The 20,852-nt window shown below is 46.8% G+C and carries 15 protein-coding genes; 14 read left to right on the top strand and 1 reads right to left on the bottom strand.

The genetic code is table 11. The annotated features are described in order from the left end of the window. The first annotated feature begins 13 nt into the window (after positions 1-13). The 9 genes from RWO08_RS04575 (at position 14) to RWO08_RS04535 (ending at position 10,906) form a co-directional block, all read left to right on the top strand. Positions 14-262: a hypothetical protein gene (locus RWO08_RS04575; RefSeq protein ID WP_023391973.1), complete on the top strand. Its 249-nt coding sequence runs from the start codon at positions 14-16 to the stop codon at positions 260-262. An 11-nt stretch (positions 263-273) separates the two neighbouring features. Then, on the top strand, positions 274-1,035 hold the full coding sequence (locus RWO08_RS04570) for an acyl-ACP thioesterase domain-containing protein (protein ID WP_314211334.1): 762 nt from the start codon (positions 274-276) through the stop codon (positions 1,033-1,035). Between the two features lie 19 nt (positions 1,036-1,054). Then, positions 1,055-1,813: a type I methionyl aminopeptidase gene (gene map / locus RWO08_RS04565; RefSeq protein ID WP_070755060.1), complete on the top strand. Its 759-nt coding sequence runs from the start codon at positions 1,055-1,057 to the stop codon at positions 1,811-1,813. A gap of 159 nt (positions 1,814-1,972) precedes the next feature. Next, positions 1,973-4,624, top strand: a complete 2,652-nt coding sequence (locus RWO08_RS04560) for a DNA translocase FtsK (protein WP_314211333.1) — start codon at positions 1,973-1,975, stop codon at positions 4,622-4,624. Positions 4,625-4,698: 74 nt separating this feature from the next. Then, entirely contained in the window at positions 4,699-6,033 is a 1,335-nt protein-coding gene (locus RWO08_RS04555) for an FAD-dependent oxidoreductase (RefSeq protein ID WP_314211332.1), read from the top strand. A 24-nt stretch (positions 6,034-6,057) separates the two neighbouring features. Beyond that, positions 6,058-7,401 (top strand): DEAD/DEAH box helicase, encoded by a 1,344-nt coding sequence (locus RWO08_RS04550; RefSeq protein WP_314211331.1) that lies wholly within the window; start codon positions 6,058-6,060, stop codon positions 7,399-7,401. Positions 7,402-8,422: 1,021 nt separating this feature from the next. Continuing rightward, the gene (gene ccpA / locus RWO08_RS04545; RefSeq protein ID WP_070755057.1) at positions 8,423-9,433 is read left to right on the top strand and encodes a catabolite control protein A; all 1,011 of its coding nucleotides are present in this window, start codon (positions 8,423-8,425) and stop codon (positions 9,431-9,433) included. Between the two features lie 130 nt (positions 9,434-9,563). Further along, the gene (locus RWO08_RS04540; protein WP_314211330.1) at positions 9,564-10,250 is read left to right on the top strand and encodes a SatD family protein; all 687 of its coding nucleotides are present in this window, start codon (positions 9,564-9,566) and stop codon (positions 10,248-10,250) included. Then, a complete protein-coding gene (locus RWO08_RS04535; RefSeq protein ID WP_314211329.1) occupies positions 10,247-10,906 on the top strand; it encodes a hypothetical protein in 660 nt (219 codons plus the stop codon). Before RWO08_RS04540 ends, RWO08_RS04535 begins: the two co-directional genes overlap by 4 nt. Before the next feature lie 73 nt (positions 10,907-10,979). Here RWO08_RS04535 and RWO08_RS04530 read toward each other — a convergent pair whose 3' ends face one another. After that, positions 10,980-11,192, bottom strand: a complete 213-nt coding sequence (locus RWO08_RS04530; RefSeq protein ID WP_268442696.1) for a YjzD family protein — start codon at positions 11,190-11,192, stop codon at positions 10,980-10,982. Positions 11,193-11,393: 201 nt separating this feature from the next. On the opposite strand from RWO08_RS04530, the gene RWO08_RS04525 reads away from it, so the two are divergent. The 5 genes from RWO08_RS04525 (at position 11,394) to RWO08_RS04505 (ending at position 20,838) form a co-directional block, all read left to right on the top strand. Beyond that, on the top strand, positions 11,394-14,744 hold the full coding sequence (locus RWO08_RS04525; protein WP_314211328.1) for a DNA polymerase III subunit alpha: 3,351 nt from the start codon (positions 11,394-11,396) through the stop codon (positions 14,742-14,744). Between the two features lie 117 nt (positions 14,745-14,861). Beyond that, positions 14,862-15,827: a 6-phosphofructokinase gene (gene pfkA / locus RWO08_RS04520; protein ID WP_291431424.1), complete on the top strand. Its 966-nt coding sequence runs from the start codon at positions 14,862-14,864 to the stop codon at positions 15,825-15,827. Positions 15,828-15,849: 22 nt separating this feature from the next. Then, positions 15,850-17,607 (top strand): pyruvate kinase, encoded by a 1,758-nt coding sequence (gene pyk / locus RWO08_RS04515; protein WP_023391987.1) that lies wholly within the window; start codon positions 15,850-15,852, stop codon positions 17,605-17,607. Between the two features lie 274 nt (positions 17,608-17,881). Further along, the gene (locus RWO08_RS04510) at positions 17,882-18,418 is read left to right on the top strand and encodes a ComEA family DNA-binding protein (protein ID WP_314211327.1); all 537 of its coding nucleotides are present in this window, start codon (positions 17,882-17,884) and stop codon (positions 18,416-18,418) included. Between the two features lie 113 nt (positions 18,419-18,531). After that, complete coding sequence (locus tag RWO08_RS04505; RefSeq protein WP_314211326.1) at positions 18,532-20,838, top strand: ComEC/Rec2 family competence protein; 2,307 nt, start codon at positions 18,532-18,534, stop codon at positions 20,836-20,838. Positions 20,839-20,852: the final 14 nt, after the last annotated feature.

Here is a 20,852-nt window from a genome sequence, read left to right as displayed (position 1 = left end):
TGGAGGCGAGATAATGGTAATATCTTTATTAGTTGGCGTCTTCCTGGGCTGGCTCATGGCATTACTCTACCATGAGCTACCTGAAAGCAGAAGTCGCTTCATGGTAGCCGGCTTAATTGGTGCCTGGATTGGTAATTATTTTTGGTTCAAGCTAGGGCCTGCCATCTACGGATTTGCGCCTATTCCAAGTTTCTTGGGGGCAGGGCTATTCCTAGGTCTAGCCTGGTTACTGGTTAATTTAACGGTCTCAAGTAAGCAATAAAGAGGTGTTCTATGGTTCAAACCCGCTTTTCTAAGTTTTTCCCACGTCAAGAAATAGTCCACAAGCAGGGGATTATTGAACCCCAGCGTATGATTCGTTATGCTCTTATCACCTCTGGCGCCCATGACCAAGTGGTTCGGACCCAACTCAACTATGCCTTTGTCAGCGAGACCCAATCTTGGATTGTTACGCAATACCGATTGGAGCTAGTAGATCGATATCAGGGTCAGGAAGACTTAAGGGTAGAAACCTTGCTCTGCGAAGCCAACCGTTTCTTCTGTAATCGCCGCTTTCGCTTCTATGAAGGGGACCGGCTGCTGGCCATTGTGGAAGCCCAATATGTCATCTTGGACTTGGATAAGCGCCGGATTGTGCGCTTACCAATTGAGTCTTTCCAAGAGGCCAATTTGGTCATAGCAGAAGAAGAGCCAGCTCATTTTGATCCGGTAAAATGGGAAGGGGACCAAGTTCAAGAAAGCAAGACGTCGCCTTTAGCTATTACGCCAGAGGTCATCGACGAAAATGGTCATGTTAACAATCTGGTCTATATTGGCTGGGCCCTAGACCAATTAGCTAGTCAAGCGCCATACTCTAGTTGTTATATCAAGTACGGCAGTGAACTCCTGCCTAGCGACCAAGTTGAGATTCGAAGCCAGCTGGTCCCTCTGAGCGACCAGCAATGGGTGACCGACCATCAAATTTATAATCTAAGTAAGGATAAAGTTGCCTGTCTGGTTCAGTTTGTCTGGAACCAGCCGGTTGACTTAGCCTAAGAAGGAGTGTATCTAATCCATGATTACCTTAAAATCACCGCGTGAAATCGATGCTATGGCTAAGTCCGGCGAGATTTTGGCGGGTATTCATGTCCAGTTGCGTGACTTTATTAAACCAGGTCTAACAACAGCTCAAGTAGACAAGTTTGTTCAAGACAAGATTGAAGCTGCCGGGGCAGTCGCTGCTCAAATTGGCTATGAAGGCTATAAATATGCGACATGTACCAGTGTCAATGACGAAATCTGCCATGGTTTTCCATCCAATTATGTGCTTAAAGATGGCGATATCGTCAAAGTAGACTTCTGTGTGGATTTGGCAGGGGCTATTTCAGATTCTTGCTGGACCTATGCAGTTGGTCAGGTCAGCCCTGAGAATCAAGCCCTTATGGAAGTTACCAAGGAAGCACTCTATAAGGGAATTGAAGCGGCTCAAGTGGGCAATCGCATTGGAGACATCGGCCACGCTATTCAAACTTATGCTGAAGCTAAGGGTTACGGGGTAGTCCGTGACTTTATCGGCCACGGCATTGGTCCAACCATCCACGAAGAACCAGGTATCCCACATTACGGGACCAAGGGCAAGGGCTTGCGCCTCAAGGAAGGCATGACTATCACCATTGAGCCAATGATTACGACTGGTACTTGGCAAATGAAGATGGACAATAACGGTTGGACGGCACGCACCCGCGATGGGGGAAATTGTGCCCAGTATGAACATTCCTTAGTTATTACCAAGGAAGGACCACGCATTCTGACCCAACAGGTGCCTGAAGGCTAGCTTGCTAGTATACTGGCTTAATAGAAGATTGGGACGAGGGGAGTGATTTCCCCTCGTTTTTTGCTTAGATGAGTCGGGCTCACTCATGCTATTTAAGGGATTTTATGCTATAATAGTGAGTGATGAACATTTTTACTAATTGATGAAGGAGGGGACCCTATGGCGCCGAAGAAAAAGACGACCACCAAGAAAAAAACAGGTTCAAGACCTGGCAAGAAGACCCAAGCAAGTCGTCAGCACCATGCCCTAAATCTCTCTGAACATACCACCTATTTGATTCTGGGGATTATGATAAGTTTTGTAGCTCTGCTAGGGCTCTTTCAATGGGGGGCGCTAGGTGCTCTGATTGTTAATGGCTTCCGACTTCTAGTTGGGGAGACCTATGCGCTACTACTAGCGCCTATCTTGGCCTTAGGCCTCTATATGCTAGTCAAAGGCCAACTCTTTGTGGTCCGTCTCCAGCATTTCCTAGGTGGCGCCATGACCTTGACGGCTCTAACTAGTCTACTGCATGTCAACCAATTTATCGGTCAGGAACCACTGCCGCAGTCTATTTTTTCTATGACCTATCAGATTTTCCGTAATGAAGTCTTGATGGGCCAAGTCCGCGTCCCAATGGGGGGCGGTATGCTGGGGGCCATGACCTATGCGACCTTTGGTTACCTCTTTGGTAAATGGGGCACCTACTTGCTGGTTGTTATCCTCTTCCTAGCAGGATTCTCCCTCTTGCTCAATTTGCCATGGCAAGCTTGGCAGGGCTTGTTTGCCCGTATAAGGACAGGTATTCAAGGTCTCAGCCGGCGCCTCTTCCCTCCAAGTCATGGGATAGAGGAAGAGCCAGCTAAACAAGTGTTCTATTCAGAAGATGATGTAGAAGCCGCTCCACAAGCTCCAAACAGATCTTCGAGTCGGAAATTATCACTATCTGAGCGTTTCTTTGGCTTTGTCGAAGAGGAAGATCAAGAGCCGGGATTAGAGGATGCGGATCACAATCTGCCTAATCGCCTCAGACGCCGTCCACTAGCCAACTGGGATGAGGAGGAGACTAATAGATCTCAGGCCCCTGTCTTAGATTTAGATTATCTAGAAGGCCAAGACGCCCAAGAAGACACGGTGCCAATCGTTATAGCCAACGCGCATCAAGCAGAGGCGGGCTGGGAGTCAGAAGACAATATCTTCGATATAGAGCCAGCTCCAGTATCAGACTTAGCGTCGGTCGAGCCAGAACTTGAACCAAGTAAGTCACCAGCGCTAGCACCAGATGCTGCTGCCGGCCATTGGCAGGCCCAAGCTCATGAGCGCGCTGACTTAACTCGGGATGACTTGGACAGCCAATTAGATCAAATGTCGGAACAAGAAGGGCCTCAGGCGCCAGTGGTCACCAAGAAACCGCGGGCTCATAAACCTTATCAATTGCCTGGTAAGAACTTACTTAAGAAAATACCACCTGTTGACCAGTCGGAAGAATACGCCCGTATTAATGAGAACATCGCCAAGTTAGAGCGGACCTTCGAGAGTTTCGGTGTTCAGGCTAAGGTGGTTAAGGCCAACTTAGGCCCGTCTGTTACCAAGTATGAAATTCAGCCAGCCATCGGGGTTAAGGTCAGCAAGATTGTCTCCTTATCTGATGATATTGCCCTGGCGCTTGCGGCTCGCGATGTCCGTATGGAAGCCCCAATTCCGGGCAAGTCCTTAATTGGGATTGAAGTACCCAACACCCAGGTTAGTCCAGTTTCCTTCTGGGAAATCATTGATGCAGCTCTAGAAAGCAAGCACATTTTGGAAGTTCCACTTGGACGCGACATTTCGGGTGTGGTCTGCTTGGCTGACTTGAGCAAAATGCCTCACTTGCTGATTGCCGGGGCGACGGGTTCCGGGAAGTCGGTTGGGATGAACGTCATCATCACCTCCTTGCTTATGAAGGCTAAGCCAGATGAAGTTAAATTCCTCATGATTGACCCTAAGAAGGTTGAATTAACCATGTATGATGGGGTGCCTCATTTGTTGGCGCCAGTTGTGACCAATCCACGTAAGGCTGCCCAAGCCCTCAACAAAGTGGTCCAGGAAATGGAACGACGCTATGAACTTTTTGCGGCGACGGGTGTGCGGAACATTGATGGTTATAATGAACAAGTAGACAACTACAACAAGGAGCAGGGGACTGGCTATGAAGCCATGCCTAAGATTGTCGTCTTCATTGACGAGTTGGCCGACCTCATGATGGTAGCCAGCAATGAAGTGGAATCGGCCATTATTCGTCTGGCCCAAATGGCGCGGGCGGCCGGCATCCACATGATTATTGCCACCCAACGGCCATCGGTCGATGTCATTACCGGGATTATCAAGGCCAATGTGCCGTCCCGTTTGGCCTTTGCTGTCTCCTCAAGTATTGATTCGCGTACCATCCTGGATAGCAATGGGGCAGAAAAATTACTGGGCCGTGGGGACATGCTCTTCCAGCCTATGGGCAAGAACAAGCCTGTTCGGGTCCAAGGGGCCTATATTTCTGACTCTGAAGTTGAGAAGATTACGGAATTTGTTAAGAATCAACAGGAAGCAGAGTATGATGAAACCATGATGGTATCCGATGATGAGACTGGTGGAGCAGCGAGCGCATCTGATGATGAATACTTTGGTGAAGCAGTTGAGCTGATTCGTGGGCTTGAGACCATCTCTATCTCGCAATTACAACGTAAATTCCGGATTGGATATAACCGGGCTGCGCGTCTAATTGATGATTTAGAAGCCCAGGGCTTTATCGGCCCACAAGACGGGTCCAAACCGCGTCAGGTTTTTGTCCAAGCGGACTAATTTGCGGTTGAAAAGGGCGCCAAAGGGCGTATACTTAAGAGTGTGTAAGTCATAAGTTTAAGGGAGGATATGTCATGTCAAAAACTATTATCATAGGGGGTTCTTTTGCTGGCTTAAGCTGTGCGCTCCAAGCCAAGCAACTCTACCCGGACATGGAAGTGCAAGTCTTCGATAGCCAAGAAACAGTGGGTTTCATTCCAAGTGGGATGAACCTAGTCCTCAATCATGAGGTAGACCAATTAGAAGCGGCTAGTTTTATCTCAGAGAAGGAAGTACGGGCGGCTGGCGTCCAACTCTATCTAGGCCATCAAGTGGTTGAAGTCGACATGAAAGCCAAGTGGTTACGTGCTAAGAATCTAAAGACTCAAGTGATTACAGACTATCCTTATGATCAACTCGTCTTGGCCATGGGGTCTAAGCAAACCGGTCACTTAGTGGCCCATTTAGACCATCCAGCTATTATTTCGACCAAGGACATTGGGTCTGCCCACCATGCCTTAGAAGTTTTAGAAGACGCGGGGCATGTGGTGGTTGTCGGTGGGGGGCAAATCGGGATTGAAGCCTGTGAAGCCCTAGTTAACGCCAATAAGCAAGTGACTTTGATTGAAGCTAATGATAGCCTGGCTGAACGTTATTTTGATGCTGATTTTGTTGAAGAAATCGAAGCCGCTATTGAAATCGTGGGGGTCGACCTGCGTGTCGGAAGCAAGGTAGCTTCTGTTGAAACTGACCCGCTACGAGTTATCCTAGAAGATGGTGATGAAATCTATGCGGATGCCATCCTCATGGGGGTCAATCTCTTCCCTAATAGCAGCCTGGTGTCGGATCAAGTTGAGCTTAATCCAGACAAGACCATCTGGACCAGCCCTTACTTAGAAACCAGCGTGACCGATGTCTTTGCGGTAGGGGACCTAGTTCAAGTGCCTTATGCTGATCAAGGGCGTGACTTTATCGCCTTGGTTAATAACGCCATTCGTTCAGGTCAGATTGCAGCCTTCAACCTCAAGGAAAATCGCGTCAAGCAAGCTACCTCTCTGCGTGTCATTGGCTCACGCATCTTCAGCCAATATGTGGTCAGTGTGGCTAAGACGGAACACGAAGCCAATGGGACCAGTGCCCAGCCTGTTCAGACTATCACAGTTACAGCTGACTACTCCTTAACGGATTCAACCCCTGTCTATCTCAAGCTCATTACTGAGGCGGAGACAGGACGCATTCTGGGGGCCAAAATGCGCTCAGAATCTAATATTCTATCCTACGCTGACACGCTGGCCTTAGCAATTGGACAAGGCTTGACGGACCAAGAATTAGCCTTCCAAGACCGTCTCTATTATCCATTAGAGACCGTCGCCAACCCTATTATTTACCGCGCTGCCTTGGAGTCTTATGCCCAACGGGTAGCAAAATAAGCAAAAGTAAGAAAGAGGTGACCTATGACTAGGCCAACCATTGAAAGTCTCGAGCTAGCGCCTTTTATTAAGGAGGCACTCGGGGAACTGGGATTTTCCCGCCTAACGCCTGTGCAAGAGGCGGTCATTCCCTATGCCCTCAAAGGGCGCAACCTGATTGTCCAATCGCAAACGGGCTCAGGTAAGTCTCATAGTTTTTTGATTCCTATCTTCCAGCAACTAGACCCTAGTTTGGACCAAGTCCAAGTGGTGATTACGGCGCCTAGCCGAGAATTAGCGACGCAACTCTACCAAGCGGCTAAGCAACTGGCTAGCACTAGCCCAGAGCCTTTGCGGATCGTTCATTACATGGGCGGGACGGATAAGCAACGTCAAGTGGACAAGTTGCAGGCGGGCCAACCCCAAGTTGTCATTGGGACACCTGGACGTATCTATGACTTGATGGCAAGCCATGCCCTCCATGTTCAAACCGCCAAAATCATGGTAGTGGATGAAGCCGATATGACCATGGATTTAGGTTTCCTTCAAGTGGTCGACGATATTGCCTCTCGCATGCCAGAAGATTTGCAACTTATGGTCTTCTCTGCGACCATTCCTCAACAGCTTGAGGTCTTCCTCAACAAGTATGTGACCAACCCTGAATTCATTCAAATTGAACCTCAGGAGGTCTTAGCCAGCAAGATTGATAACTACCTGATTAATACCAAAGGGCGAGACCGCTCGGCCTTGGTCTACGATCTCTTAACCATGGGCCATCCTTTCCTTGCCTTGGTCTTCTGTAATACTAAGAAGTATGCAGCAGAATTGACCCAATACCTCAAGGAACGTGGCCTCAAGGTAGCTTCTATTCATGGGGATTTAACGCCACGTGAACGCAAACGGGTCATGCGTCAAATCAAGGACTTAGAATTCCAATATGTAGTGGCTTCTGACCTAGCTGCACGTGGTATTGACATTCCAGGTATTTCCATGGTCATAAACACGGAATTACCTAAGGAGCTGGAATTCTTTGTTCACCGGGTAGGGCGGACAGGCCGTAATCAACTGGCTGGGACAGCCTATACCTTCATGACACCTGATGACGACCGGGCTATTGTGGAATTAGAAGCCAAAGGCATTGAATTCCAACAGGTGGACATAGTCAAGGGCGAAATCCGTCCTGCTCAGTCACGCCATCGCCGTGTAGAGCGGACGGACACCAAGCAGGATAAGGAAGATCCAACCGTAAGAGCCATGATTAACCGTAACAAGAAGAAGAAGGTTAAGCCTGGCTACAAACGTAAGCTCAATTACCAAATTAAGGAGCACCGTCAGAAGGAAGCTCGTAAACAGAAAAGGGCAGAGCGGCGCCAAGCTAGAAAAGCTTAATCGATAGAAGGGGAGACTAACCTAGGTTAGTCTCTTTTGCTATGTATATTGATTTACAATATTGTATAGATACTTAGACTCAAGCTATTAATGTGACGGACTTTATTACCTAATCGTATATTCATTCTCTTTAAAGATTTCGGATTATATACTTGTTTTATTTTTCTTATCTCCCAAAATATACTAGAGTATGTAAAAATCTTTAAGTTGTGATGATTATTGATTTTGTCATTCTTATGGGAACACGAAACCGCGTTTCATTCAAGTAATTGTGAACATCTAACGAAAATTTGATATGTATAATATTGGGAAATGCGGTATAATGTCTATACAGGATGTTAGTGTCTTGCTTTAAGTGTTTCTTGGAATATTTAAAGGAGGGCAGTAGCAGCCCTTCGAACAAATTGAATCTATGTCCATATGATCCCCTTAATGAACTTTATCATAGAAGATTTAGATTTTTACTTCAAGGTGAACGTGCCGATTTTACATTGTTGATAAATCACTAAATGCTTCAAGTCAGAAGTCGTATGGGTATAGGTAATCAATTTAAACCTTCTTAGTCAGGTTAAGGACTAAGTTATCCCTTCTTACGATAGGTATCCCCTAATGCCTATTGTAGAAGTCCCCTCTTGATACGGATATGCCGAATCCGTTGCAGCCGAGTTCCCTCTCGGCTGTTTTTTTATTATCTTTTCTATCGAGATTTGTTTGCTCTCAAAAAAACAGCAATTTTCCTCCTTATATCCGCCAAGTTCAAATTATAGATAATTTTCAACTATCTCCTATTTTTGCCTCTTAGGTAAAAATGGCTCTATATAAGGCTTTAAACCAGTTAGAGGCAGGTTAATGTAAATTTCGCTTACATGTACTTTTGAAAAGTTTTCATTTTTCAAAACATTTTTCAAGGTAAGTCTATAAAATAGGTGATAAAATGTAAGTAAAACGCTTGCTAAAGTGTTTTTTTTGTGGTATTTTATAAGAGTACAAAAGTGTTTACCTAGGAAGTGAGGCAAAAGGTATGGAAAAACAAACTATTACCATCTACGACGTTGCTCGTGAAGCTGGCGTCTCCATGGCGACAGTATCTCGTGTGGTAAACGGCAACCCTAACGTTAAACCGTCAACTCGTAAAAAAGTATCAGAAGTTATCGAACGCTTGGATTATCGTCCTAACGCAGTCGCGCGTGGCTTGGCAAGCAAGAAGACCACTACAGTTGGGGTGATTATCCCTAACGTCACCAATGTCTTCTTCTCGTCTTTAGCACGTGGGATTGATGACATCGCGTCTATGTACAAATACAACATTATTTTGGCCAACTCTGATGAAAACCCTGAGAAAGAAGTACAAGTATTCAACACCTTGTTAGCAAAACAAGTGGACGGAATCATCTTCATGGGGAATGACATCCAAGAAAGTATCCAACATGAAGTTAGCCGTACGCGGACACCAGTTGTCTTTGCTGGGACCATTCTATCTAATACAGAACTATCTAACGTTAACATCGACTACCGTCAAGCAACTAAAGAGGCAACTGCTTTGCTCTTGGCTCATGGCCGTAAAGTAGGTTTGGTGACAGGTCCTGGGGAATTTGATATTAACCGTGATTTCCGCTTAGAAGGTTATACTGAAGCCCTCAAGGAAGCTGGTGCTAAATTCAAGCAAGACTTAGTCATTCAAAAGCAATTCACTTATGCAGATGGGGATAAGATTGCGGCGCAATTGATTGCAGCGAAGGCCAATGCCGCTGTCATTTCTGACGATGAAATCGCAGTAGCTGTCCTCAATGCCTTGACAGATCGTGGCGTAAAAGTCCCACAAGACTTTGAAATCATTACTGGTAACAACTCTATGTTAACCCAAATGGTACGTCCTAAGTTGTCCAGCATCCAAATTCCGCTCTATGATATCGGTGCGGTAGCAATGCGTCTCTTGACTAAGATTATGAACAGTGAAGAAGTGGAAGAGCATCAAATTATCTTACCACACAGATTTATTGCTCGTGGCTCAACCCTAGAAGATAAAGACTAATCGTAAATAAAACCAAGGGTTTATAGGCCCTTGGTTTTTGGTCTATTATAGTGGACTTCTTCCATTTGGTCTATTATAATGGACTTTATTTTAGGGGTCTGTTATAATGGACTTAAGAAAGGAGGCTACTATGAATCAATACTATGCTTTAATTGGTGACATTATTGAGTCCCGCAGTTTAGCCAATCGTGCCAAAATGCAAGAAGCCTTAAGCCAAGCCTTAAATGGCTTGAATGAGCGATATCAAGGCCACCTAGCCTCATGCTTTAGTTTAACTTTGGGAGATGAATTTCAAGGACTACTTAAAGTAGGAGCACCTATCTTTCAAATGATTGATGAACTTCGCCTGGCCTTGCCTGACTTAAATCTGCGTTTTGGCCTGGGCTTAGGTGAAATTCTGACCAGCATAAATCCCGCAGTCAGCTTAGGGGCGGATGGCCCGGCTTACTGGCGGGCGCGTGAGGCCATTCAGCAAGTTCATCAACAACATCATTACGAGACAGTTCATGTCTATCTAGTGACGGGGCAAGAGGACCAGGATGCGGTTTTGAATCATAGTTTGGCTTTGAGTGAGTTTGTCCGCTCATCCTGGATTCAATCGCAAATGGAAACCTTCCGGACTATCTTAAACTTGGGTTACTATCAGTCGCGCTTTGATCAGAAGCGGGTGGCGATAGCCCTAGGTCTGTCTTCTAGCGCCTTCGCCAAACGCATGAAATCGAGTGGCATCAAACTCTACTTGGATGTCAAAAATGATCTCAATCAGGCCATTGAGAATCTGGCCAGACAGGCAGCTCAAGGAGGTGAGGGCGCATGATGTCGACTTATTCAATGGGCCTCTACTATGGGCTAGGCTGGACCCTAATCGAATCCTATTATCGACCTTACGGGCGGGCTTTCTTAAAGGGGCGATTGACTTGGTTAGATCCTTGGATGCTCTACCTGGTCTGGGGCGCCTTACTGCTGGGGCTTAATCCGGTCGCAGCTGGCCTGCTAATCGGCCTAGGACTGGTGAATGCCAGCTTAGGTAAGCTACTTAAGCCCAAGCAAGTTTCTCTATTGATGGCGCTACTTTTATTTGGCGCCAGCCTTTATGCAGCGAAGGCTGGCTGGACTTGGCCTTACCATGCAAACTGGCTGTGGACGGCTCTCTATGCCTTGTGGTTAGGAGCTCCTGTTAACCAGATTTTCCATTTTCTCTTCCGCCGTTTTCAACCTGAAATTGAGATTGATGACGCGACCATTGAAGGGGCAGGGGCCACGATTGGGATACTAGAGCGTCTGATAACAGGTTTGCTCTTAGTCAGCCAGAATTATGCCGCTTTGGGCTTGGTCTTCACAGCCAAATCCATCGCCCGCTACGATAAAATTTCCAAGAACAGCGCCTTTGCTGAATACTATCTCATTGGCTCGCTCTTTAGTCTCTTGGCCGTTTTAGTACTCTATCAGGTCTATCGATTAGGAAGCTGGTAGGCCCAAGCTAGTAAAAATAGCCCTAGCAGTTTGGATAAAGAATCCAGACTGCTAGGGCTATTTATTTAGGCTATTAGGAATGCGCCTTATTGCTTGCTTGAGCTTGGGAGCTGTCACCTTGAACACTCTCCATGATTCGCGCCACAATGGCGACAACAATAGTAATGACAACAGCCAAAATGGTCCCGCCCACTAAATCGTATTGGGCGCGTGTGAGTGAGCTACCTAGGTAGTAGACGATTTGTCCCAGGATAAAGCTCCAGAAAAATGTGACGATATATTTCATACTTTCCCTTCTTTCCTTTACAGTATAAGTGTAGCATATTTGCCAAATAATACAATGAAAAAGTTTTTGTTTCCAGTTCTTAACCAAATTTCCTGAAAGCCAAGCTCTACCTTGTACTTTAAGGCAATTCATGGCACAATAAGAAGAGAGTGGTCGAATGCCTGTTCGGACCATAAAAAGGGCTTGAGAGGAGGAAATGCCATGCTATTTAATGTTCATTCTGCTAATTCACTCTTAGCTAGTACTTTGACGGTTCCATCCTATGTGGAAGCTGCTAAACAAAGGGGCTATGAAATCTTGGGTTTGGCAGATGTCCATAGCCTTCAAGGGGCGCTAGACTTCTATAATCGCTGTCAGACTGCTGGTCTCAAGGCCATGATTGGGGCGACCATTAAGTTGCCTGGGGCTCTCAAGCAAACCCACATTTATCCCTTCCTAGTTTATGCCCTCAATCAAGCCGGTTATTATGAATTAATAGGCCTCATTCGACGTTTGAGCCATCAGCCTCTGTCGCCAGGCGCTATTTGGGATTATCTGACCCAGTCCTGCCACAACCTAGTCTATATTTCCTGTGGCCATGCAAGCGAAGTGGAGCAAACCCTGATTCATAGTGGGGACCAAGAAGCCGACTTAGTTTTGGAGCGCTTGGAGCAAGTCTTTGGGCCTGGTAATGTCTATCTGGGGGTGGCGGCTTTCCCTTATAATCCAGTTGAAGGCGAGGCCGTGAAGTCCTGGGCTAAGAGCCAACAAGTTCCGCTAGTAGTGGGGCAGGGAGTATCAACCTTAAATCAGGGTGACGCCTTCAGTCTCAAGGTGCTAGAGGCCATTGGGGCTAATGAGACCTTAGACGTGGAACTACGGGCCATGCAGGGGGTCCACTATGTCTATAATTGGGCGGATTTGGAGGCTCAGTACGTCCGTTTAGGCTTGGCTGACTGCTTGGCGAATAGTCGCCAATTAGCAGATCGTATGCAGTTAACTTTGCCACAAAATCAGGCTTTCCTGCCAAAATTTCCGACGCCAGACCACTTGCCAGCTAGTCAATACTTGCGAGACTTAACTCAGTCGGCATTAGAAGACTTAAGGCCTGCTGATTTGGCGGTCTACCAGCAGCGGCTTGACTATGAGCTAGAAGTCATCGATAGTATGGGCTTTAGCGACTATTTCCTCATTGTCTGGGACATTATTGTCTACTGCCAAAGTCATGCCATCCGAGTAGGACCAGGTCGGGGCTCGGCAGCTGGTTCCTTAGTTTCCTATCTATTAGGGATTACACGCGTCGATCCAATCCAATACAACTTACTCTTTGAGCGTTTCCTGAATCCGGAACGTTATAACATGCCCGATATTGATATGGATATTCCCGATAATAAACGGCAACAAGTCTTACATTACGTGGTCGAGCGCTATGGCCAAGAGCAGGTTGCCCAAATTGCCACCTTGGGGACCTTCGGGGCTCGGGCGGCCATGCGGGATACCTTACGAGTTCTAGGTGCGGATAGTGAGACCTTGCGAGTATGGGCACGTGCCATACCAAAAGAGTTGGACATTAGCTTGCCTCAGGCCTATCAGAAGTCGGCTGCCTTACGCCAGTTAGTCAGTCAATCTGAGACCAACCAGCAGCTCTTCCAAGTGGCGCAAACCATCGAAGGCCTGCCACGACACATTTCAACTCACGCGGCAGCAGTGGTCATCCATGACCAATCCTTGGACCAGGTCATTCCGGTTGTGGAGCGACCTAATCAACCCCTTATGACCCAATTTACCATGTATGATGTGGAGAAGGTTGGCCTGCTTAAGATGGACTTCTTGGGCCTGAGAAACCTCAACCTGCTAGATACCATCATTAAACAAGTTCAAAAGAGCCAAGCTGATTTTGACATTGAAGCAATTTCCATGGAAGATGCTCAAACTCTGGCCCTCTTCAGGGCGGCGGATACTAATGGGGTCTTCCAGTTTGAATCAGACGGCATTAAGCAAGTCCTACGCAAGTTACAACCAGAGCGCTTTGAAGATATAGTAGCCGTCAACGCGCTCTTCCGTCCGGGGCCAATGAAGCAGATTGACCACTATGTAGCGCGTCGTCATGGTAAGGAAAGCTATCAGGCCATCCATCCAATTCTGGAAGAAATCTTAGCTCCTACCTATGGCATCATTGTCTATCAGGAACAAGTCATGCAGGTCTGCCAACGTATGGCCGGTTTCAGCTTAGGACAGGCTGACTTGCTAAGACGTGCCATGGGTAAAAAACAAGCCGATGTTATGGCGAGGGAACGCGAGCATTTCATTAGGGGGGCCAGAGAGCAGGGGATAGAAGCTGAGATTGCGTCAGCTACCTACGACTATATCTATGAGTTTGCCAGCTATGGCTTCAACCGCTCGCACGCGGTGGTCTATTCGACTTTAGCTTTTCAACTGGCCTATCTCAAGGTCCATTACCCTCTGGCCTTCTATCAAGCCCTCTTGAATATGGGTAGTTCCAACCAGACGACCATGGCCGACTATATTCTAGAGGCCAAGCGTCATACGGGTCCACTCCTTGGTCTCAACCTTAATGAGAGTCAGATAGGCTTTAGTGTCAGTGGACAACAACTTCAAGTAGGTCTATCAGCCATCCGGACCTTACGCCATGACTTTGTCAGCCACATTGTAGAAGACCGCCAGCTCTTAGGGCCATATACCGGTCTCTTACATTTTATGCAGCGTCTACCTAAGAAATGGCTCAAACACGAGTGGCTAGAAAGCCTAATTAGTGTAGGGGCATTGGACTATACTGGCATGAACCGGCCAACCTTGCTTAAGAACCTAGACAAGCTCATGCAAAGTGTTACCTTTAGTGGTGGCAATTTGTCGCTCTTCCCAGAGCTAGAGCCACGAATTGAATGGGTGGAGGACTGGAGCCCTAGTCAAAAACGGGATAAGGAAGTGGAAATTCTAGGCTTCTCCTTAGAAGGGCATCCGGTAGCGACTTATCAAGCCTTTGCCAAGGCCCATCCCAACTTGCTGTCAGTAAGAGATATCTTAGCGGCCCAACCAAACCTCAAGGTCCAAACCCTAGTCTTAGTCAAAGGCATCCGGGTCATTAACACTAAGAAACAGGAATTAATGGCCTTCCTCGAACTAGAAGACGAAGTAGCTAGCATTAGCGGGGTAGTCTTCCCGCAAAGCTATCGTCATTATGTTTCAATGCTTAAGGAAGGTCAGGTCTTGCTAGTAGAAGGGACGGTCGAATTAGACCGCCAGGGGCGCCATCAGCTGATTATTAAGCGCCTGTCTCCAGTCAATGAACAGGAAGCCAAGGCACCAACTAGCCCCAATCAGCATCCTTTCCAACGTTGTTTTGTCCAGGTCAAGGCCTTCCAGGACCTCAAACCTTATCTGCCAGGCCTAAGAAAATTTGCCGATCAATATTCTGGACCGGTGGCTATGATTTTAGTCGATGCCAATCGTCAGACCTTCCAATTGGATGATGCCTATCGGGTCTCCTATGGCCAGAAAGCGCAAGCAGAATTAGCAAAACTACTGGCTCCTTTCAAAATTATCTACAAGTAATCGATTACATCTATTATTTTCGAAAAAATGTATGACTTTAGCCAATAAAAGTGGTAAAATAAGCCTTGGATATCAGTCCAAGTCGATTGATTACAATTCAACTTAGAGGTGAGAAACATGAAGCGTATTGCAGTCTTAACCAGTGGTGGCGACGCTCCTGGTATGAATGCAGCAGTGCGGGCTGTCGTAGAGCGTAGCTTGCATCATGGCATTGAGGTCGTAGGTGCTTACTATGGTTTTAAAGGCTTATATGAAGGTGACTTCAGACCTTTAGACGTAGCGACTTGCTCTCATGCCTTAAGACGGGGTGGCACCTTCTTATATTCTGCTCGATTCCCAGAATTTAAGGAGCCTGAAATCCAAGAGAAGGCAATTGAACAGATGAAGGCACATGGCATTGATGCCTTAGTTGTTGTGGGTGGGGACGGTTCCTTTACTGGGGCCTTGAAATTAACCCAAAAAGGTTTCCCAGCTATCGGGATTCCTGGGACCATCGATAACGATATTGCAGGGACAGAATACACCATTGGTTTTGATACCGCGGTTAATGTGGCCCTAGATGCTATTGATAAAATTACTGACACTGCTTCCTCCCACAACCGGACCTTTATTGTCGAAGTAATGGGCCGTCATGCAGGGGATATGGCTAGCTGGATTGGGGTGGCTGCTGGTGCAGATGCCATTGTGATTCCAGAAGAAGCCTATGATTTAAAAGAAATCGCAGAAACCATCGCTGCTAACCGTCGCGCCGGTAAGGATCATTCCTTAATCGTCTTGGCCGAAGGCGTCATGACAGCGGCTCAATTCCGTAAGGAATACGAAGCTGTCTCTGGTGACGATGTGCGTGATGTGACCTTGTCACACATTCAACGTGGGGGCAACCCAACAGTGCGTGACCGTGTCTTCGCTAGCTTGATGGGTTCCAAGGCGGTTGACCTCTTATTAGAAGGTCAAGCTGGTATCTTCTTAGGTCTTAAGAATGAACAATTGGCAACTTTTGACATTGTGGAAACCTTGACCAATGAAAAACACCAAGTCCGTCGCGATCTTTACCAATTAAACCAAGGCCTTAGCGCTAAATAAAAAGAGAAGGAGTTCTTTTAAAATGAAAAAAACTAAGATTATTTGTACCATGGGTCCTGCTTCTAACACAGCAGAACAAATGGCAAAGTTGATTGAAGCAGGGATGAACGTTGCACGTTTCAACTTCTCTCACGGTTCTCACGAAGAACACTTAGAACGCTTCAACAACTTGAAGGCTGCCCGTCAAGCTACCGGCAAACTTTGCGCCATTCTCTTGGATACCAAAGGTCCAGAAATCCGTACTAACGACATGCAAGACAATGCCATCGACTTAGTTAAGGGCGCAACTGTTCGTATTTCTATGACTGAAGTCTTAGGGACTAAGGACAAATTCTCTGTAACTTACGCTAACTTAATCAACGACGTTGAAGTAGGTAGCCACATTCTTTTGGATGACGGTTTAGTTGACTTATTGGTAACTGAAATCGACCACGCTAACCAAGAATTAGTGACTGAAATTCAAAACTCTGGTGTAATCAAATCTAAGAAGGGTGTTAACGTTCCTAACGTTTCCATCAACTTGCCAGGGATCACTGAAAAAGACGCTGCTGACATCCGCTTCGGTGTTCGCGAAGGGATCGACTTCATCGCTGCATCTTTCGTTCGTCGTGCTAGCGACGTTATGGAAATCCGTGAAATCTTAGAACAAGAAGGTCGTCCAAACGTTAAGATCATCTCTAAGATTGAGAACCAAGAAGGGGTCGACAACATCGACGAAATCTTGTCTGTATCTGACGGTATCATGGTAGCGCGTGGTGACTTAGGGGTAGAAATCCCAACTCACGAAGTGCCAATCGTTCAAAAATACATCATCAAGAAATGTAACCAAGCTGGTAAACCAGTTGTAACTGCAACTCAAATGTTAGACTCTATGCAACGCAACCCACGTCCAACTCGTGCGGAAGCTGGGGACGTTGCCAACGCTATCTTCGACGGGACTGACGCGGTTATGCTTTCTGGTGAAACTGCAGCAGGGGACTTCCCAGAAGAAGCAGTTAAGACTATGGCTGCTATCTGTGTCCGTACTGAAAAAGAATTGCACGAACACGACGCATTCAGCATCAAACGCTTCGACCGTTCTGACATGACTGAAGCAATCGGTCAAGCAGTTGGTCACACTGCTAAGAACTTAGGTATCGAAACTATCGTAGCACCTACAAGCTCAGGGCACACTGCTTTGATGATTTCTAAATACCGTCCAAACGCTCACATCGTGGCAGCTACTTTCGACGAAGAAACTCAACGTTCATTAGCTGTAGCATGGGGTGTTATCCCTTACGTTATCGACCGTCCAACTTCAACAGACGAAATGATGGATAGCGCAACTGCTTTGGTTCAAGAAAAAGGCTTCGCTAAAGAAGGCGACTTAATCTTAATCACTGCTGGTGTACCAGTTGGTGAAGCAGGGACCACTAACTTGATGAAAATTCAAGCCATTGGGACTCAATTAGCGAAGGGTGAAGGCGTCGGTAACGGCAATTTTATCGGTAAGGCTGTTTTAGCAACTGATGCGGCTACTGCCAATGCGAAAGCAACTGCTGGGACTATCTTAGTAACTCGTGCAACTGACAAGGACTTCTTGCCAGCATTCGATAAAATCGGTGCCCTTGTTACTGAAGAAGGCGGGATCACTTCTCATGCAGCCATCATGGGGCTTGAAAAAGGGATTCCTGTCATCGTAGCAGCTAAAGATGTGCTTTCTAACGTGGCAGATGGTGAATTAATCACTGTAGATGCGCGTCGTGGTTTAATCTACCGCGGTGCAGCAGCGATTATCTAAGCTCACCTCACTTATAATCATCAACGCTCTACCATTAGGTAGGGCGTTTTTTTGTGCTGTCATGCAAATTTAATAGAGAATTTTCGGATTAAATCAGGGCAAAGGGGTATATATATATGAAGACTTTTTGAGGAGGCATTATATGGAACCCCAGTATCAACTTAAGACAGGTGTAGCTAAGCTAAAATGGTGGTTAGTCGGCTTATTTGCCATAGGAATTATAGGCATTGTTCTTTGTATAATATGGCTTAACTTACGCCCAAGACGGCCCATAATGCAAGAAGAGTCTTCTATCAGTTCCAGTAGGCTTGCTGAGCCAATCTCTTCCCAGCAATCCTCCCAGCCCGACAAGATTTATGTAGACCTCAAGGGAGCTGTCAAGCATCCAGGAGTCTATGCCTTAGACCAGGGTAGTCGGGTCTTTGACTTGCTGGAAATGGCGGGGGGGTTGACGGAAGATGCGGCCGAGCGGGCCCTTAACCAAGCTCAACTCCTGGTGGATCAGCAGAGTCTCTATGTACCCACCATGGCGGAATGGGAAGCTGAGAGCCAGGGACCGCAAGCTAATGTGGTAGGAAGTCAGGCTGCCATAGTTTCTAGCCCAAGTGCCAATAGTGGTAAGGTTAATATAAACCAAGCCGATTTAAGCCAACTCGAGACCTTGCCCGGTATTGGGGCTAAAAAGGCCCAAGCCATTATCGATTACCGGACAGCAAATGGTTCCTTTCATTCGCTTGAGGACTTAGGCAAAGTCAAGGGCATCGGGCCTAAGATGCTAGAGAAGTTGAAGGATCTGGTGATTTTTCAATGAGGAATAAGCTAAGAAGCTATTGGACAAGTGGCTGTCTAGTACTAACAAGAGGCCTTGAGCAATTGAGACATACGTGGTTTTTTCTATGGATTTACGCTGCAGTTTTCATTGGCATGCTATACCACGAAAACTGGGCTTGGAGCCTGGCCTTAGTCATCCTGATTGCTCGGCTTTACTTTCTAGGACCTAAATGTCATCGGCGAAACTGCCTCTTGGCTTGCCTTGTCTTAAGCACCTGGTGCTTGGGCAAGTGGGCCTGGCAATACTATGTGCAGTCTCAACTTAATCAAAGCATAGAGCCGGACATAGCGCAAACCTATCAGCTAATTCTAGCACCTAGCCAAGTCAAGCATACGGCCACAGGTTGGCAGGGAATAGGCTATTTAAAATTAGCAGATGACCGGCTCCTGTCTGTTCTGGCAAAGGGGCAGGGCGGCATTCAGTGGGATTTAGGCCATGAAGTGATGGAAATCAAGGGACAAGCTAGTCTAAAAAAAGCTGAGAGAGCCCGAAACTTTGGTGTCTATGACTATCAGCAAAGCTTAGCAGATAAGGGAATTGATTGGGTACTAGACTTTAAGGTAGTGTCTGCTATTCAACCGAAGCCACTGGCTTTAGGAGCTATGGAAGCCTTACGCCAGTGGTTTTTGGCTCCCTTGGCTAGGTGGAAAGGGCAAGGCTCCTCCTGGACCAGTTTGGTTTCACGGCTTCTATTTAATCAGCAGACCCCAGGCTTTCGCGACCAGTCGGTGAGTTTGGGGGTGCTTGGCCTAAGTCATTTCTTCGCTATCTCTGGCTTTCATTTGCTTTATTTAAGGCGAGTGCTGAGTCGTTTCTTTTTGCAATTGGGTTGCCTTAAAGAAAGTGTTGCTTTCTGGCTGCCTCTCTTGCTCCTCTTCTATAGCTGGCTATGTGGTTGGCCTATTGGTAGCATTAGAGTCTTAGGAAGTTGGGGACTAGTGGCTTTTTCTAAGCGTTTTGGCGACCAAAGTATGACGTCTATGGACCGGCTAAGTCTTATAGGACTGGCCTCTTTACTTTGCCAGCCTGGCCTAGTCTTTCAGCCGGCCTACCTGCTGAGCTTTGGTTTGTCAGCTGTACTCATATTTTCGAATCAAGCCATGGAGGACCCAAAACACTATACTTGGCGCCATCAAGTCTACATACTCTTAGCTTGTTTGCTCATTACCTGGCCTCTTATGATGGATTGGCGTTATGAATGGTATCCTCTACAAGTCTTGGCCATATTTCTCTTAGGTCTTGTCTTCGAGCCTTTTATTATGCCGCTAGCCTTAGTGTCAGGCCTAGCGCTCATTTTGCCAGGCTTAGACAGGCTAGCGAGTTTATTGGATAGGATTTATCAATGCTTACTAGAAATGCTAGCGCCTCTGAGCAAATTTTTCTTCTGGCATGTCATAACTGGGCGTTTAAGTCTTATTTACTGGCTGATATTTCTGACTCTATTCCTAGTCTGGTTACGATGGGGCTGGCGCCATCCTTGGTCAACGGGAGCGGTCATTGTTTGCGCTTATGGCTTAATACTGGGACTTAAACCATACCTGCATTGGCAGTCTAGTGTTACCATATTAGATGTAGGGCAGGGGGATAGTCTGGTCTACCAAGCAGCCTGGTCCAAGGAAGCCTGGTTGATTGATACAGGCGGCAGGCCACCTTATCCAGCTAGCAAGGAAGGGCCCAGTTTTGACACTCAATATGGCTATTATAATCTGATTCCCGCCCTCAAAGCGCAAGGGATTGGCTCACTGACCGGGGTCATGATTACCCACTCGGATTTAGACCATATTGGTAGCCTGGCTAGTCTCAGTCAGGAAGTGGCCATCGACAATCTCTGGATTAGCCAGCATACCGCTAGTCATCCGGTATGGCAGGAAATCAAGTCCTATCTGGCGGCAAAGACCCAAGTCCATATCTTAGGACCAGGTCAATCCTATTCAATCAAAGAAGGACTGACCTTCTACACCAATAACTTTAACCAGTCGACGGCCCCCAACGACGCCTCTATTGCCGCAACTCTAGCGATGGGTAGGCACCGTTTACTCAATTTAGGTGATATGTCGGGTGAATATGAGCAGGCTTTGATTGAACGTTTCCCTGAGATTCAGGCCGATATTCTTAAATGCGCTCACCATGGCAGTCGCTTTAGCAGTTCAGATGCCTTGCTCAACCACCTGCAGCCTAAGTTAGCCTTGTTGTCTGCTGGTGTCCACAATACTTATCACCATCCTCATCCCGATACCCTAGCTAAACTAAGTAATAGGGGGATTCCTTATTTTGCAACACCCTATCATGGCGCCATCCGCTATGAGTGGAGTGATTGGGGTTGGGAGGGGTGGCGAACAGTTCTGGAAGCAACTCAATCCACCTATCCTAAAAGTGAGCCTAGCCAGTCAAAAAGATAAGCTAATCTTGTATG

Source organism: uncultured Abiotrophia sp. (genome assembly GCF_963520105.1).
Taxonomy (GTDB): domain Bacteria; phylum Bacillota; class Bacilli; order Lactobacillales; family Aerococcaceae; genus Abiotrophia.
This window is presented reverse-complemented; position numbering and strand designations above follow the sequence as displayed.